Source organism: Succinivibrio sp. (genome assembly GCF_045124615.1).
GTDB lineage: Bacteria > Pseudomonadota > Gammaproteobacteria > Enterobacterales > Succinivibrionaceae > Succinivibrio > Succinivibrio faecicola.
In genome coordinates this window covers 1-16,505 of sequence record NZ_JBGVMC010000212.1, presented here as the reverse complement: position 1 = coordinate 16,505, position 16,505 = coordinate 1, and the positions used below count along the sequence as shown (strand labels likewise).

The 16,505-nt window shown below is 37.0% G+C and carries 17 protein-coding genes; 16 read left to right on the top strand and 1 reads right to left on the bottom strand.

Annotated features, from left to right (window positions below; genetic code table 11):
* Positions 1–743, bottom strand: a 743-nt coding sequence (locus tag ACJML3_RS05625; RefSeq protein ID WP_406021365.1) for an FAD-dependent oxidoreductase, incomplete at its 3' end; no start/stop codon positions are given.
* A 238-nt stretch (positions 744–981) separates the two neighbouring features.
* On the opposite strand from ACJML3_RS05625, the gene rpoE reads away from it, so the two are divergent.
* From rpoE to ACJML3_RS05545, 16 genes are all read left to right on the top strand, one after another.
* Positions 982–1,575, top strand: coding sequence for an RNA polymerase sigma factor RpoE (rpoE, locus tag ACJML3_RS05620; RefSeq protein ID WP_406021363.1), 594 nt, complete (start codon positions 982–984; stop codon positions 1,573–1,575).
* A gap of 12 nt (positions 1,576–1,587) precedes the next feature.
* Positions 1,588–2,178: a sigma-E factor negative regulatory protein gene (locus ACJML3_RS05615; RefSeq protein ID WP_406021361.1), complete on the top strand. Its 591-nt coding sequence runs from the start codon at positions 1,588–1,590 to the stop codon at positions 2,176–2,178.
* Between the two features lie 54 nt (positions 2,179–2,232).
* Entirely contained in the window at positions 2,233–3,162 is a 930-nt protein-coding gene (locus tag ACJML3_RS05610) for a sigma-E factor regulatory protein RseB domain-containing protein (protein WP_406021359.1), read from the top strand.
* A 128-nt stretch (positions 3,163–3,290) separates the two neighbouring features.
* A complete protein-coding gene (gene lepA / locus ACJML3_RS05605) occupies positions 3,291–5,102 on the top strand; it encodes a translation elongation factor 4 (RefSeq protein ID WP_219937736.1) in 1,812 nt (603 codons plus the stop codon).
* Between the two features lie 20 nt (positions 5,103–5,122).
* The gene (gene lepB, locus ACJML3_RS05600; RefSeq protein WP_406021357.1) at positions 5,123–6,055 is read left to right on the top strand and encodes a signal peptidase I; all 933 of its coding nucleotides are present in this window, start codon (positions 5,123–5,125) and stop codon (positions 6,053–6,055) included.
* A gap of 3 nt (positions 6,056–6,058) precedes the next feature.
* Complete coding sequence (rnc, locus tag ACJML3_RS05595) at positions 6,059–6,766, top strand: ribonuclease III (protein WP_406021355.1); 708 nt, start codon at positions 6,059–6,061, stop codon at positions 6,764–6,766.
* A 10-nt stretch (positions 6,767–6,776) separates the two neighbouring features.
* The gene (gene era, locus ACJML3_RS05590; RefSeq protein WP_219937738.1) at positions 6,777–7,673 is read left to right on the top strand and encodes a GTPase Era; all 897 of its coding nucleotides are present in this window, start codon (positions 6,777–6,779) and stop codon (positions 7,671–7,673) included.
* On the top strand, positions 7,674–8,381 hold the full coding sequence (recO, locus tag ACJML3_RS05585) for a DNA repair protein RecO (protein ID WP_406021353.1): 708 nt from the start codon (positions 7,674–7,676) through the stop codon (positions 8,379–8,381).
* A gap of 8 nt (positions 8,382–8,389) precedes the next feature.
* Positions 8,390–9,754 (top strand): 23S rRNA (uracil(1939)-C(5))-methyltransferase RlmD, encoded by a 1,365-nt coding sequence (gene rlmD, locus ACJML3_RS05580; protein ID WP_406021351.1) that lies wholly within the window; start codon positions 8,390–8,392, stop codon positions 9,752–9,754.
* A 43-nt stretch (positions 9,755–9,797) separates the two neighbouring features.
* Positions 9,798–12,068: a GTP diphosphokinase gene (gene relA / locus ACJML3_RS05575; protein WP_406021349.1), complete on the top strand. Its 2,271-nt coding sequence runs from the start codon at positions 9,798–9,800 to the stop codon at positions 12,066–12,068.
* A gap of 116 nt (positions 12,069–12,184) precedes the next feature.
* Complete coding sequence (locus ACJML3_RS05570; protein WP_406021347.1) at positions 12,185–13,822, top strand: CTP synthase; 1,638 nt, start codon at positions 12,185–12,187, stop codon at positions 13,820–13,822.
* A gap of 3 nt (positions 13,823–13,825) precedes the next feature.
* Positions 13,826–14,131, top strand: coding sequence for a septum formation initiator family protein (locus ACJML3_RS05565; protein WP_406021345.1), 306 nt, complete (start codon positions 13,826–13,828; stop codon positions 14,129–14,131).
* Positions 14,131–14,808, top strand: a complete 678-nt coding sequence (ispD, locus tag ACJML3_RS05560; protein WP_406021343.1) for a 2-C-methyl-D-erythritol 4-phosphate cytidylyltransferase — start codon at positions 14,131–14,133, stop codon at positions 14,806–14,808. Before ACJML3_RS05565 ends, ispD begins: the two co-directional genes overlap by 1 nt.
* Entirely contained in the window at positions 14,808–15,284 is a 477-nt protein-coding gene (gene ispF / locus ACJML3_RS05555; protein ID WP_406021341.1) for a 2-C-methyl-D-erythritol 2,4-cyclodiphosphate synthase, read from the top strand. Before ispD ends, ispF begins: the two co-directional genes overlap by 1 nt.
* Positions 15,285–15,289: 5 nt before the next feature.
* The gene (locus ACJML3_RS05550; RefSeq protein WP_406021339.1) at positions 15,290–15,913 is read left to right on the top strand and encodes a YqaA family protein; all 624 of its coding nucleotides are present in this window, start codon (positions 15,290–15,292) and stop codon (positions 15,911–15,913) included.
* Positions 15,914–15,980: 67 nt separating this feature from the next.
* Positions 15,981–16,505: LysM peptidoglycan-binding domain-containing protein (locus tag ACJML3_RS05545; RefSeq protein ID WP_406021337.1), on the top strand; the 525-nt coding region annotated here is incomplete at its 3' end.

Below are 16,505 nucleotides of genomic sequence, written 5' to 3'. Positions count from 1 at the left end.
AGAGTTGTTGGATGGAACTGATTGAACTCCATATTTGCAACTCGGCAACCTGCACGATATGCCATTGCAATACCATCACCAGAGCTTACCTCTGGGTTACAGGTATACTGATAAACCTTTGATGCACCACCTGTACATAATGCAATGAATTTTGCATTGATTGTGATTACATGATTTGTGGTTGTATCAAGTACATAAGCACCAACGACTCTGTTTCCTACAAGACCAAGCTTGTGAGTTGTAATAAGATCAATTGCATTGTGATTTTCAAGGATTGTGATATTTTTATTTTCACGTGCTCTTTCAACAAGAGTTTCCTGAATTGATTTACCGGTATGATCTTCTGCGTGGAAAATTCTTCTGTGAGAGTGACCACCTTCTCTGTGAAGGTGATAAGGTGACTGTTCATCTTCAACCTTTGTTTCTTTCAGATCAAAAGGAACTCCCTCATCGATGAGCCACTGAATAGCGTCATGTGCATTTTTAGCAACGAACTCAACAGTTTTCTCATCACATAAGAAACCGCCTGCAATGCAGGTGTCTTTTATATGCGCCTGAATGCTGTCATCATCATCTTTGATATTGTAAACACCAGCGATGCCACCTTGTGCATAATTAGTAGAACCTGCACAAACGTTCTCTTTTGATAGAACAATAACTTTAGCTTTTTTTGCTAAGGTCAGTGCAAGTGTAAGACCTGCAGCTCCAGAACCGATAATAAGACAATCTGTTGTGTAATTCATTTTCTTACCTGTTGCTCTTATTTATAAAAAACACATTGTGATAATTTTACTCTTTTATGATGCACTTAACACAAATTTAATCTCTAAGAGTACTAAAAAAAGAGATCAAATTTTTTAAAGACTGCATTTATTTGGCTTTTACTGTAAAATACCTAAGTCATAAATAATATGATTAAAAAAAATTTTTTGAACTTTTAAAAAATAACTTAGTCAAAACGTATAAAAGGTGCAGTAAGACATGGGATCCGTAAACGAAAATTTTAAAGCTTCAAATGACGAAGCCATCGTGAAGCGGGTTCAGGAAGGTGATGTTGAAGCCTACAACTTACTTGTAATCAAGTATCAGCATAAGATATTTCAGGTTATAGGAAAGTTTGTAAATAATCAGGCAGACATTGCTGATGTGGCTCAGGAAGCTTTTATTAAAGCATACAGAGCTATCAATTCCTTCCGTGCCGACAGTTCCTTTTATACCTGGTTGTATCGAATTGCGGTTAATACAGCAAAAACACATTTAGAATCAAACAATAAAACAAGAAATCATCTTGATGTTGATTCTCCTGAGTTTCAGTCAATTGACGAGCAGGGTGTATTAGCAAGTTCAGATACTCCAGATAGAATAATAGAATCGCAAGAATTGCAGCAAGTGATTATCGACGCTATGGCTGATCTTCCATCAGAACTTTCTGAGGCAATAACCTTAAGAGAAGTGGAAGGAATGTCATACGAAGATATGGCGGTTGCGCTTAAAGTTCCGATTGGAACAGTAAGATCTAGAATCTTCAGAGCGCGACAATTTATAGAACAAAGAATGTCAAAGTTTGCAAAATAATCAGGAGTAGGTATGACAACTTCACATGAATCAGAAAATGCTGAATATCTTTCCGCTCTTTTTGATGGTGAATCTTCTCAGACTGAAAAATTAAGTTTATCTGCTGAACACAAGCAGACTCTTAAGAATTATTCTCTAATTGGTGCAGCACTTCGTAACGAGTTACCAAGTAAGGTAAATATGTCTTTTTCTGACAGCGTAATGAATACAATTGCTAAGGAAAAGATTGTACCTGAACTTAAGACTATACCAGTACCTACCTATAAATTTGTATTCAGAAAGGTTGCAACAGCAGTTGCTCAAATGGCAATGGTTGCTTCTGTAGCAGCAATTACTGTTATCGGATACCAGACTTTCTCTACTGATTCATTAGTTGTACAGGAAAGTGCATCAAATGCATTAGGTCCTGTTGACGGTGTAAATCTTGCAAGTTATCAGACCTCATCACAGGCATCAAATAAAATAAACCTGTCTACAGATGAGGATAAGGCTGAAAATGCTGTAAAATTAGATTCAAATGAACTTAAAAAGCAGCAGTCTCTGGAAGTCGAACGTATCAACAATTACATCAGAGGTTATGTTGTAAGCACAGCCTCAAACTAATTAACAGAATTTAGATAAATTAAGGGGCGTGAGCCCCTTTTTTCATGGATTATTATGAAACTAAAAACAATTAAAGCTACAATTGCTTTTCTTATAGGAAGCGTAATTACTAATGCATTTGCAGCAAACAGCTGTTTTGAACATTTTTATGATGTTCAGAAAATGTATACAACAAACAATTTTGATGCAACCATAGCACATACAGACAGTATGGGAATCAATCTATATGCCTTAACTCATCTGTATATTAACAATACTCCTTATACTACATGGAAGTCCCTAAATGGAGAATTAGACGGATATGCGCTAAAAGGGCTTAAGGGAATTGATTTTAATAAAGATAGACAGTATGTAGGTGCAATGCTTTGGCATCAGTCATTAATCTTTGACAAAATCATGCATTCACAGACAATATTGAAAAACTATGAATGTACCTTAGTAGGCCGCACAAGAATATCTGGAAGAAAGGTTGTTGTTTCTAAACTCTCTCCTGTTGATGATGCAAGATACAGTTTTCTTATAGCAAGTGACGATGAAACAAATCTTCCTGTTGAAATGAGTGTAATTGCACCATCAAATGCACTAGTTACAAAATTCACTGTAACAGCGATGCATTCTGTAAATGCAAAAAACAGATCTTTTCCTGATGATGTTTTTGATTCTGTAAAAGGAAATCCAAAAAAGGATCTTTCCTTTGCAGAAATCTGGCCGGAACTTACAATTCCCTCTTATTTTTCACTTTGTGATTATGGTGTTCAGAAAATGGGAAATGAGGATGTTGACTATCTTACATTTACAGATGGACTTGTAGATTTCAGAGTATATAAGAATTCAAAAACTACAGTGATGATTCCATCTGCAACTGATGGCACTATCAGTGTTTTCAGAAAAAAAGGTCAGTTTTTTGAATACGCTGTTGCAGGTGAAATTCCTCTTGCTATGTCAAAAATAATTCTTTCAAAAATAGTATCGAATGAAGAATAGTATTGAAAAAAAAGTTATAAAACAGAAATTTTACCTAAATTACAATGAGTTATGGTAATAGTGAAAGCCTTTTGTAAAAATGGTAAAATAACGAAAATTTTTGTAAACATAGAATTATTAGGAACATTATGGCAGACGTTTACGACCGCTCAAAAGTTAGAAATTTCTCTGTAATCGCACACATCGATCACGGTAAATCAACATTATCCGATAGATTCATTCAGATGTGCGGTGGTTTAAGCGATCGCGAAATGACCTCTCAGGTCCTTGATAACATGGATATTGAGAGAGAGCGTGGTATTACCATTAAAGCTCAGGCAGTAACCCTTAAATACAAGGCAAAAGACGGTAATACCTATGAGCTTAATTTTATTGATACTCCAGGTCATGTGGATTTCTCTTATGAGGTTTCTCGTTCTTTATTTGCCTGTGAGGGTGCACTATTAGTAGTTGATGCAAGTCAGGGTGTTGAAGCTCAGACACTTGCAAACTGTTATCAGGCAGTAAATCTTGATCTTGAGGTTATTCCCGTTTTAAACAAGATTGATTTGCCTTCAGCCGATCCTGACAGAGCTATCGATGAGATTGAAGATCTGATTGGTATTGAGGCTCATGATGCCTGCATGTGTTCTGCTAAGACTGGTCTTGGAGTTCAGGATGTTCTTGAGAGAATCGTCACCTCAATTCCTGCACCACAAGGTGATCCTGATGCTCCTCTTCAGGCACTTATTATCGATTCATATTTTGATGATTATCTTGGTGTTGTAGCTTTAGTCCGAGTAAAGAACGGAACCTTACGTCGCGGCGATAAGATTAAGGTTATGTCTCAGGGAGTTGCCTGGCAGGTTGACGGACTTGGTATTTCAACTCCTAAGAGAGTAAAGGTTGATGTTTTAAACTGTGGTGAAGTAGGTTGGGTTGTATGTGATATCAAGTCAGTACATGCAGCTCCTGTTGGTGACACAATCACCCATGTAAAACCAGCCTGTGAAGCTCCTCTTCCTGGTTTCCAGAAGGTAAAACCTCAAGTTTATGCAGGTATGTTCCCTGTTGAAACCGATGATTACAATGCCTTTAGAGATGCACTTGAGAAATTGTCTTTAAATGATGCATCTTTATTCTTTGAACCTGAAAATTCAAAGGCATTAGGCTTTGGTTTCAGATGCGGCTTCCTTGGTATGCTGCATATGGAAATCATTCAGGAAAGACTTGAAAGAGAGTACAACTTGAACCTGATTACTACTGCTCCTACAGTAGTATATGAAGTTTTAATGACAAACGGAGAGGTTATCCATATCGATTCTCCTGCTGCACTTCCTCCTGTTTCAAATATTGCTGAAATCAGAGAGCCTATTGCAGAATGCCGCATGTTGATGCCATCGGAATATGTTGGTGCAATCATGAAGATTTGTCAGGAAAAACGTGGTATTCAGACTGGTCTTGAGTATCATGGTGATCAGGTTGCATTGACTTATGAGATTCCAATGTCAGAAGTTGTTCTTGATTTCTTTGACAGAATCAAGTCTGCTTCTCGTGGTTATGCTTCCCTTGACTACAGTTTCAAGCGATTCAACTGCGATGATCTTGTGAGAATGGATATTCTTATTGCAGGTGAAAGAGTGGATGCTCTTGCAATTATTCTTCACCGTTCAGTAAGCCGTACTAGAGGTCTTGCAGTTGTAGAGAAAATGAAGGAAGTAATTCCTCGTCAAATGTTTGATATTGCAATTCAGGCTGCAATCGGTACTCAGATTATTGCTCGTTGCACTGTTAAGGCATTAAGAAAGGATGTTCTTGCAAAGTGCTATGGTGGTGATATCACAAGAAAGCGCAAGCTTCTTGAAAAACAGAAAGCAGGTAAGAAGCGCATGAAACAGTTAGGAAAGGTAGAGGTTCCTCAGGATGCATTCCTTGCAATATTAAAGGTAGGAAAAGAATAATACAAAAAAGAAGGTAGAACGTGATTGAGGTAATTTCAGAAAATCTTTTTGCATATATCCTTTTTTTTGCCAGTGTTGTAACAGGCATCTGTTATTTCATTGATTTAAAAAAATATAAGAAAAAGCGTAAAGAAGCCCTGGCTGCTGCATTAAAGGCAAACAAGGATCTTAGCCGAAAGGAAAAAAAGAAGATTATGGAGCCAGCCAATTTTATAGGACAGGTTGGTTCTGTATTTATAGTTATCTTAGTTGTTTTTCTTTTCAGAAGTTTTGTCTATGAGCCATTTAGAATTCCATCAGGCTCGATGATGCCAACTTTACTAACTGGTGATTTTATTGCTGTTAATAAGCATGCATATGGAATCAGAAATCCACTTACTAATAATGTAATAATTGAAACAGGCATGCCAAAACGTGGTGATGTTATCGTATTCAAATATCCAGAAGATAAATCAATAGATTACATTAAGCGTGTTGTTGGTGAGCCTGGCGATGTAATTATCTATCAGGATAAGCATCTGTATATCATCAAGCATGAAGAATTAGATAAAAAACATGCTCAGCTAGTGAATGTTCAGTTCTTGTATACCGATGAAGAGGAGATCTCTTTGGGGTTCTCTGAGAACTATGATGTATACAAAGAATCATTTGCTAAAGGGGAATCTCATATTATCCGAATAAATCAGAATGCATCTATGCTCAAAGAGTATTTTTATAAGCAGCCTGGTTTTGAAAGAGGAATTTGGAAGGTTCCTGAAAACTGCTATTTTGCAATGGGTGATAACAGAGACAACAGCAAAGATAGCAGATTCTGGGGATTTGTTCCTTTTGAGAATATTGTTGGAAAAACAGAGGGCATCTGGATGTCCTTGGAATTCGATGAAAAAGATCAGTCAATGCTGAGCTTTATTCCAAAGTCAGTACGTTTTAACCGAATTGGCGGTATAAATTAAAAAATGTCAGAAAAAACTAATGTGATAGCCCTTCAGAATCTAGAACTGAAGCTTGGATATGCTTTTGAAGATATTAAACTGTTAGAGCAGGCTTTGACTCATAGAAGCTTTGGTCCTATCCATAATGAGCGACTTGAGTATCTTGGTGATTCAATCCTTGGAATGGTTATCGCAAAAGATCTCTATGACAGATTTCCAAAATGCAAAGAAGGAGATCTGACAAGAATGAGATCTACTCTTGTAAGAGAAACAATGTTAGCTCAGATTGCAAGAGAATTTGAACTTGGAAATGTATTAAGATTAGGTCCTGGTGAACTTAAAACCGGCGGTTTTAGAAGAGACAGTCTTATTGCTGATGCAGTAGAGTCTATTATTGGCGCTATGTTTATTGATTCTCATGAAAGCTTTGAACTTGTGCGACAGATTATTCTTCGCTGGTTTAAGACAAGACTTGAGACAATTAAGCCTGATGTTGATCAAAAGGATCATAAATCAACTCTGCAAGAATACCTTCAGTCAGCTCATTTACCTCTTCCTGAGTATAAGGTTGAGTCTATTGAGGGAACAGACAATGAGCAGATCTTTGTGGTTTCAGCTAATGTTAAAGGCTACGAAAAACAGATTGGTCGTGGCTCTTCAAGGCGTAGAGCAGAGCAGGTTGCTGCAGGTCTTGTATTAGAACTTATTGATAAACGAAAGAAATATAAATAGAGAGGATACTATGTCACACTTTGGATTTGTTGCGATCATAGGAAGACCAAATGTTGGCAAATCAACACTGATGAATCATCTGATTGGTCAGAAGATCTCTATTACCTCAAGAAAACCACAGACTACAAGAAACAGAATTGTAGGTATTGATACTAAAGATGAATATCAGGTGGTTTTCGTTGATACTCCAGGTTTACACCGTGAAGAAAAAAGAGCAATCAATCATCTGATGAATAGAGCTGCAGAAAGTGCTTTAGGTGATGTTGAACTGGTTCTTTTCGTTGTTGATCCATCAAGATGGACTGATGATGATGAAATGGCTTTTCACAGAGTAAAGAATTCAGGTGCTCCTGTTGTTCTTGTTATCAATAAGGTAGACACAGTTGCAGATAAGGAAACACTTCTTCCTCTTATTGATAAACTTTCAAAGATCATTAATTTTAAAGATATTGTTCCAGTATCAGCTCTAAGAGGCACTAATCTTGATATCCTAAAGGATATTATTTACAAGTCTCTGCCAGAGGGAGATCATCTTTTCCCAGATGACAGTATTACAGACAGATCATCTCGCTTTTTAGCATCAGAAATCGTACGTGAAAAGTTGATGCGTCAGATGGGTGAAGAGCTTCCATACAGTTCAACTGTAGAAATTGAAGAATTCAAAGAAGAAGACGGTCTTTTAAGAATCAGTGCAGCAATTCTTGTTGAAAGACAGGGCCAGAAAAAAATGGTTGTCGGTGCTCAGGGTGCAAGAATCAAGATGATTGGTACTGAGGCTAGAAAGGACATGGAAAAACTGTTTGATTCAAAAGTATTCTTACAGCTGTTTGTAAAGGTTAAGGCTGGATGGTCTGATGATGTCAGAGCATTAAAGAGCCTTGGCTATGATGACTTCGAGGCAAAATAAATGCCATTGAGCATAGATGACGAGCCAGCTCTCGTCATCCACTCAAGACCATATCAGGAGCATTCGCTTCTATTAGAGCTTTTCACACTTAATCTTGGAAGAATAAGTGCAGTTGTAAGGCTTAAAAGCAATAAGAATTCATCAAACAGAGGGTTATTTGAACCCTTTACTCTTCTAAGGCTTTCTCTGTTTCAGGGAAGAAGCTCTCTTTTTAGAGTAAATTCTGCAATGATGCAGAAGGTTGCTTTTAAAATTGAAATACCATACACATTCTGTGCAATATATATCAATGAACTTCTGTTCAGATTAGTAAAGTCACAGGAAAGTGATCCTAAGCTGTTTGCCCAGTATATTCGCTCATTAGAGGAGCTAGAGGCCAAACATTCTGAAAATCTTGTCCTTAGAAATTTTGAGAGTGTATTACTCGAAAGTCTAGGCTATCAGATAGATTTTAAAACTCAGGATCATAAAATGCTTTCAGAAGAAAAATCATATTTCTTTTCAGCAACTCAGGGTTTTATAGAAGATTTGTCATCGACTAGTCATTCATATTCAGGAAAAGCTCTTTTAAAGATAATGAATCATGAATATGACAGTGAAGACAGTTTAAAGATTTTAAAGAAAATACATGCAGCTGTGATAAAAGAACTTTTAGGTGATTATGAACTTAAAAGCAGAAGGCTGTATGAAGAATATATAAAATATTAGGTGAGAACATGGTAACTTTTTATAAACCAAGTAAAAGCACAAAAGCAAAAAAGGCAGTAACTGTTACTTTTACCGATCTTGATCTGCAAGGTAGAGCTGTAGGAAAGGAGGGTGGTAATACCTATTTTGTTGAAGGTCTTATGCCTGGTGAAAAAGCCAATGTTCAAGAGATTAATGCAAAAGGAAATATCATCACTGCTAAGTATACAAAGATCATCAAAGCTTCAGAATTGAGAATTCAGGATGACTGTGAGTACGCTGATAAGTGCGGTGGTTGCAAAATGTCATTTGTTCCAAATGATATGTTGCTTAACTCTAAGATAGAGGGTATCAAGCGACTGTTTTTAAAGAATGCATCAGTTAACCTAGATGATCCTGCTTTTTCAGAAACTGCTGAGTCTACAGGTTATAGAAGAGCTTGTAGATTTGCAATCAGAGGTGACCACAACAAACTATATGTAGGTTTCAGAGAAGAGCGATCAAATTCACTTGTAAAAGTAAAATTCTGTAAGTGCCTGACTGATAGAATCAATTCAGTTATTGAACCGCTTAATAAACTCATAAATTCTTTAGATAAGAAAGACAAACTAGGTCACATTGAATGTCTTGATTCAGACGGTCTTTTAGGAATTCTAATTAGATTTTCTGAAGTCTTAAACAAAAAAGACGAGGAAAAGATTGTTGCTTTTGCCAAGGATACTGACACTGTAGTATCAGTTGTTGAACCTTTTTATGATCCAAAAATTATAGACAAGAAAAGAGAAAGCTTAAAAGAGAGAATTGTAGCAGGTGATCCTTCAAAACTATTTGTAACATCAGGTGGAATCAGAATTGAATGTATGCCATCCTCTTTTGTACAGGTTAACAGATTCTTGAACACAAAGATGCTTGATAGAGTGTGTTCTTATGTAGAAGAAGGAAAGGACAGTGTTCTTGATCTTTTCTGTGGACTTGGTAATTTCACCTTCCCTCTGACAAAAAAAGCAAAAAAGGTTGTAGGTGTTGATATTGTGGCAAGAATGGTTCTTGATGCAAGAGAGAATGCCAAGGAGCATGGCATTGACAATATCAGTTTTGAAATTGCAGATCTTGAAGAGCAGTTTGAAAACCAAAAGTGGGCTAAAGAAGATTATGATGTTGTTGTAATGGATCCGGGCAGAGCTGGTGCTAAGAGAGCAACTTTGTTTTTGGCAAATAAAAAGCCAAAGAGAATCATTTATATCTCATGTAATCCACTTGCAGCATCAAGAGATTCTCAGGAGCTTATTAAGAAGAATTACAAGTTAAGCTCATGGGGTGTTATTGATATGTTCCCAAGAACTGCTCATATTGAGATGATTTTGGTTTTTGATCTAGAAAACAAGAAAAAATAAGAACATAATAAAAGCATAAATAAAGCTTAATAGGAAAAAAATCATGGTTGCAATCAGACAGACCCATAGTGCATCCTTTGATTTTATAAAATGGGTAGATGAACTAGATCTTCCAAATGATCAAAAGGATGTAATAAATAAAACCAATGATTTCGTGATTAAACATATTCGCGATTCAGAGGTTGCAGAAGACTTCGTGTCACCTGATGATTTGGTTGCAAGATTCAACCACATATCATCAGAGATTGTTGTTATTCTGATGAGTCTGAATATGGATCTTGCATCATTGCAGGTATCCATTCTGTATCCTGCCTATGAGAATAGTTTTATTTCCTTTGAGGATGTATCCGAAAAATTCGGTCCTAAAATAGCGAAACTTCTTCTTGCTGTAAAAGATATGGAAGCAATCCGATCTTTACAGACTTTAAGCTCAGAAAAGGCAACAGAGGATCAGGTCGACAGAGTTCGCCGTATGATCCTTGCAATGGTTGTTGATATCAGAGCGGTTGTAATCAAGCTTGCTGAAAGAATTGCTGTTATCAGAATGGCAAAAAACGAGGATGAAGCCTCAAGAAATCTGATAGCAAAAGAAGTTAGCAACATTTATGCCCCACTTGCAAACAGATTAGGTATTGGTCAGCTCAAATGGGAACTTGAAGATCTTGCTTTCAAGTTTCTTCATCCTGATAAGTACAGCGAAATTGCTCATAACCTTAATGAAAGAAGAATTGACAGAGAGCAGTATGTAAATGATTTTATCGAAGGTCTTCGAAAAAATCTTATTGCAGAAGGTGTCAGTGATCCTGAGGTATATGGCAGACCAAAGCATATTTACAGTATTTACAAAAAGATGCAGAAAAAGCATCTGAAGTTTACAGAGCTTTTTGATATCAGAGCTGTAAGAGTTGTTGTTAACACAATTGAAGAGTGCTATACAGCATTAGGTATCATTCATACTAAGTATGAACATATCGCCAGCGAATTTGATGATTATATAGCTAATCCAAAACCAAACGGCTACCAGTCAATCCATACAGTTGTATATGGAGAGGGCAAAAAGATTGTTGAGGTTCAGATAAGAACCAGAGAAATGCATAATCTTGCAGAACTTGGTGTAGCTGCACATTGGAAATACAAGGAAGGAAATGGCCAGAGTTCGGGGGTTGAACAGAGAATTAATTTTCTTCGAAAACTGTTTTCTTGGCGTGATGACATGGTTCAGTCAGGAGCGCTTGAAGAAGAATTCAAAAATCAGGTTTTTGAAAACAGAATATATGTATTTACACCTCATGGTGAGGTAATGGATCTGCCAAAGGGGGCAACACCTCTTGATTTTGCCTATCAGGTTCATACCATGATCGGACACAGATGTATTGGTGCAAAGGTGGATGGCCGCATTGTACCTTATACATATAAGCTCAATACTGGTGAGCAAGTTGAGATCATCACTTCAAAGACACCTAATCCGTCACGCGACTGGTTAAAGTCTGAAAGAGGATTTTTACATACTAAAAAGGCTATCAACAAGGTTCAGTCATATTTTAGAAAGGTTGATTTTGATAAAAACAAGGAAGCGGGTATTCTTCTTGTTGATAAGGAATCAGACAGACTGTCACTGCCTTATAGCAAAGATCAGATATCTTCTTTACTTAAAGAGAAACTATCAAGATTCAACTTCAAGACAGTAGACGATCTTTTTGCTGCAGTTGGTGCAGGTGATATAAGTGTAAATATCATTACATCAATACTTCAAGAGAAGCTCAATAAGGAAAATAGCGAAAATATCAGTTCTGATGAACTTATTGGAAGTATTGTAAACAGAAAACCTGCAAGTTTGCTTATAAAGAAAACCAAACAGAGTTCAGGTATTGTTGTTGAAGGCGTAGGTGATCTTCTCACACATATTGCAAAGTGCTGTCAGCCTATTCCTGGTGACAAGATTGTAGGCTTCGTTACACAGGGTAGAGGAATCAGTGTACATAGAGCAGACTGTGAAAAACTTAAAAAGATGGTTGAGTTATTCCCTGAGCGTGTAGTTGATGCAACATGGGGTGAGAATATCTCAATGTCAGACAGAGGCTTTACCATTACTCTTCGAGTAGTTGGTGCAGATTATCCTGGCTTTTTAAGAGATGTCACAACGGTAATTGCCAATGAAAAGATGAATGTACTGGGTGTTCGCTCACATGTAGACAGTTCAAAAGATCTATCATTAGTTGATATAGACCTTTTAGTTGTATCTATTCCTGTTCTTGATAGAGTTATATCAAAACTCAATGATTTGCCTCGTATAACAAGCGCAAAACGTTTATAAATCAAACAGTTATTTTTTAATAAACGAAAGTCATGGCGATTTGATTTGTTCATGACTTTTTTAATATTTGTGGTATAATGCACAGTTTATAGTTAACCAGAAATTTTGGAGTTTTTATGTCTTCATCTCCTAAGATTATTTTTGTTACTGGCGGTGTAGTTTCTTCATTAGGCAAGGGCATTGCTGGTGCATCTTTAGCTGCAGTATTAGAAGCTCGTGGTTTAAAAGTAACCATTATGAAGCTTGATCCGTATATTAACGTTGACCCAGGTACCATGAGTCCAATCCAGCACGGTGAGGTTTTCGTTACTGAGGATGGTGCAGAAACAGATCTTGACTTAGGACACTATGAGCGTTTTATCAACTCTAAGATGTCTAAAAAGAATAACTTCACCACAGGTAGAATCTATTCTGACGTTATCAGAAAGGAAAGACGTGGTGATTACCTTGGCGCAACCATTCAGGTTATTCCTCATATCACAAACGCAATCAAAGAAAGAATTCTTTCAGGTTGCGAGGGTAATGACATTACTTTAGTTGAAATCGGTGGAACCGTTGGTGATATCGAGTCATTACCATTCCTTGAGGCAATCCGTCAGTTAGCTGTGGATATCGGTCGTGAGAATGCATTATTCATGCATTTAACCTTAGTTCCTTATCTTCAGACTTCAGGTGAGGTAAAGACTAAGCCAACACAGCACTCAGTAAAAGAATTATTATCAATTGGTATCCAGCCTGATATCCTTATTTGCCGTTCTGAATCAGGTATTCCTGCTCATGAGCGTCATAAGATCGCTATGTTCTGTAATGTTAAAGAGAACGCAGTAATCAATATGAAGGATGTTGATTCTATCTATAAGATCCCAGCCTTATTAAAGAGCCAGTATCTTGATCAGTTAGTAGTTGACAGATTCCATCTATCAGCTCCAGAGGCTGATCTGTCAGATTGGGAACAGGTTTTATACCAGCAGGCAAATACTACCGGTGAGGTTACCATCGGTATGGTTGGCAAGTATGTTGAGCTTCACGATGCATACAAGTCAATTAACGAGGCATTAAAGCACGGCGGTCTAAAGAACCGCTTACAGGTTAACATCAAGTACATCGATTCTGAAGACGTTGAGGTAAAGGGTGTTGATTTATTAGAAGGCTTAGATGCTATTTTAGTTCCTGGTGGTTTTGGTAAGCGTGGTGTAGAGGGTAAGATTATGGCTGCCCGTTATGCACGTGAAAACAAGATCCCATACCTAGGTATCTGTTTAGGTATGCAGGTAGCACTGATCGAGTATGCTCGTAATGTTGCTGGAATGGAAGGTGCAAATTCAACAGAGTTTGATCCAGAATCTAAGTATCCAGTAGTTGCATTAATTACCGAGTGGAAGGATGAGTCCGGTAACGTTGAGAAGCGCTCAGAGGATTCTGATCTTGGTGGTACCATGCGTCTTGGCGGTCAGCTGTGTCACTTACAGTCTGGCTCAAAGGTTCGTGAACTTTATGGCAGTGATGATATTGTTGAGCGTCACCGTCACCGTTATGAAGTTAATAATAACTTCATCAACAAGATTACCGAAAAGGGTTTGAAGGTTGCTGGTCTTTCAACAGACAATAAACTTGTTGAAATTATCGAGAATCCTGAGCATCCTTGGTTTATCGGTGTTCAGTTCCATCCTGAATTTACTTCTAATCCAAGAAAGGGTCATCCTTTATTTGCTGGCTTTATCAAGGCTGCTAAGGAGTATCAGGATAATCACTAAATTATGACTAGGTTTTTGGTTATTGCTGTCCTTTTAGCCCTGATTTCATATCTGGGCTATGATACTGTTTTTGGAAAAAATGGTTATTTACAGAGTACCAGAACCGAAAAGAATTTAGAGATTGTTCAGGCTCGTAAAAAGAAACTCGAAAAAGAGAATCAGTCTTTAAAAGACGAAATTTCTGAACTGAGCCGAGGTAATCAGGTTACCGAGGCTCTTGCGCGAGAAGATCTTGGCCTTATTAAAAGCAATGAGCAGTTTTTCAGAGTAATTGATAAGGAAACATCTTCTAAGCGTAAGGAGAAATAGTGAATCAAGTCAAAATTGACGTGATCCTTCCTGCTGCAGGTGTTGGTAAGCGCATGCAGCTTAATATTCCAAAACAGTATGCAAAAGTAAATGAGCTTACAGTGCTTGAGCATACTATAAGAGCTCTTAAAAAATCCCCTTTTGTAAATAATATCATTGTAGCCGTATCTGCAGATGACGAGTATTTTGATTCATTAGCTGTTTCAAAAGAAAGTGGAATAATAAAGAGTATTGGTGGAAAGGAAAGATCAGATACTGTCAGATTATCTTTAGATAAAGTTACAACACCTTATGTTATGGTTCATGATGCAGCCAGACCTTTAATAGATCCTTCAGATATAGAAAAACTGTCAAAGTTGTGTGTTGAAGGTAAGGTTGGTGGAATTCTATGTGCAAAGGTTAGTGACACCATAAAACTTGTTAAGGATGGAAAAGTTGTTAATACAGTAGACAGAAGCTGTCTTTACAGAGCGTATACACCACAGCTTTTTAAAACAGATCTTTTAAAGAGTGCTATACAAAAAGCATACAATGATAATATAGCTATTACTGATGATGCCTCAGCTATGGAATATGCTGGTTTTGATGTAGAAGTAATAGAAGGTAGAGCTGATAATTTCAAGCTTACTACCAAAGAAGATCTATTTTTGTTTGAAAAGATTATAAAGGATAAATAATGTTTAGAATCGGTCATGGTTTTGATGTACATCGTTTCGGTGGAGAAGGTCCATGCATTTTAGGTGGCGTAAAGGTTCCATATGAACAGGGGCTTGTAGCTCATTCAGACGGAGATGTTGTTGTTCATGCTATCTGCGATTCTCTTTTAGGTGCACTTGCACTTGGAGATATCGGACATTTTTATCCAGACAATGATGATAAGTATAAAAATATTAACTCAATGATCCTTTTAAAGGATGTTGTAGCAAAGATAAAAGAGCATGGCTATAAAGTAGTTAATTCAGATACTACAATCATGGCGCAGGCTCCAAAAATGGCAAGTTACGAAGCTAAGATGAGAGAGAACGTAGCATCTGTTCTAGAAGTTGAGGTTAGCTCTGTCAGCATAAAAGCCACAACAACAGAAAAGCTTGGTTTTACCGGCAGAAAGGAAGGCATTGCTGTTGAATCTGTAGTATTACTTCAGAAGGTTTAGTTTATATGAAGATTTTCTCTTATCTGTATAATCTTTTTGAAAGACTGAGCTCTACTAAATATGCTACACCTATTATGTGTGCTAATTCTTTTGTAGAATCAATCTTTTGGCCAATACCTGCCGATGTGATGCTTGTTCCTATGTGTATGTATCACAGAAACAGAGCTTTTTATTATGCTTTTTTAACAGTTCTGTTTTCTGTTCTTGGCGCTATTGTAGGATATTATCTTGGATACTATATATACGATCCTTATATATCTGACATGATTTCATTTTTCCACTACGAAAAGCACATGGAAACAGTTCGCTCCTGGCTGACACAAGAGTACGGTGTATTGATGATATTCGTAGGTGCTTTTACTCCAATCCCATACAAGGTAATTGCAATTACCACTGGCCTTGTAGCAGCCGAAAGTATGGCTAATACAGGCGCTGTAGGTTATCTTGGAATAATCCCATTTGTTCTGATTTCCATTGTAGGTCGCTCCTTAAGATTCTTCCTTGAGTCATTTGTGATCTACATTGGAGGAGAGAAAATGGAAAAGACCGTAAAACACTATATTGATGTTATAGGTTGGATCTGTGTCTTATTAATTGCACTTTTAATCGTGTATAAGTTCTTATTTTAATAAAAAAATTCCCATTTTTATTCTAAATTTTGTAACATATTAAAAAAGAAGTTTAATGTGTTACAAAATGGCCAGAAATTTAATACTTTATACTATGTTAGGCGCACTGTTAAATCTGTGTGCCTGTTCAGTTCAAACAAATCAACCTGCAAGAACTGCAAGAATCGAAAATGCCCGTGCTACACATGTTAATGGCAGTATCAAAAACAAAAAGATATATGCCGCAACAAATAGTGTACATAAAAGTGGTGTTATTAAACCTTATATTCCTGATAATACAAGTCCTGTAAGTACCCCTTCAGTTCAGACTGTTGGTGTGGTAGACAGTTCAGATACATATCAGGTAAAACCAGGTGATACTCTATATTCTATTGCTTTTAGGTATGGAAAAGACTACAGACAGCTAGCAGCAGAAAACGATATTGATGCTCCATACAGTATCTGTGTTGGTCAGACTATTTTCTTGAAAGGCCAAAAAGCGAAAAAGGCTACACCATATTCTGAAAAACAGCCTGTAGCTGTTTCTTCATTAGCAAAAAATAAAAAGTCATATGATTTAAAGCAGGATAAGTACTACATCGTAAAGAGTGGT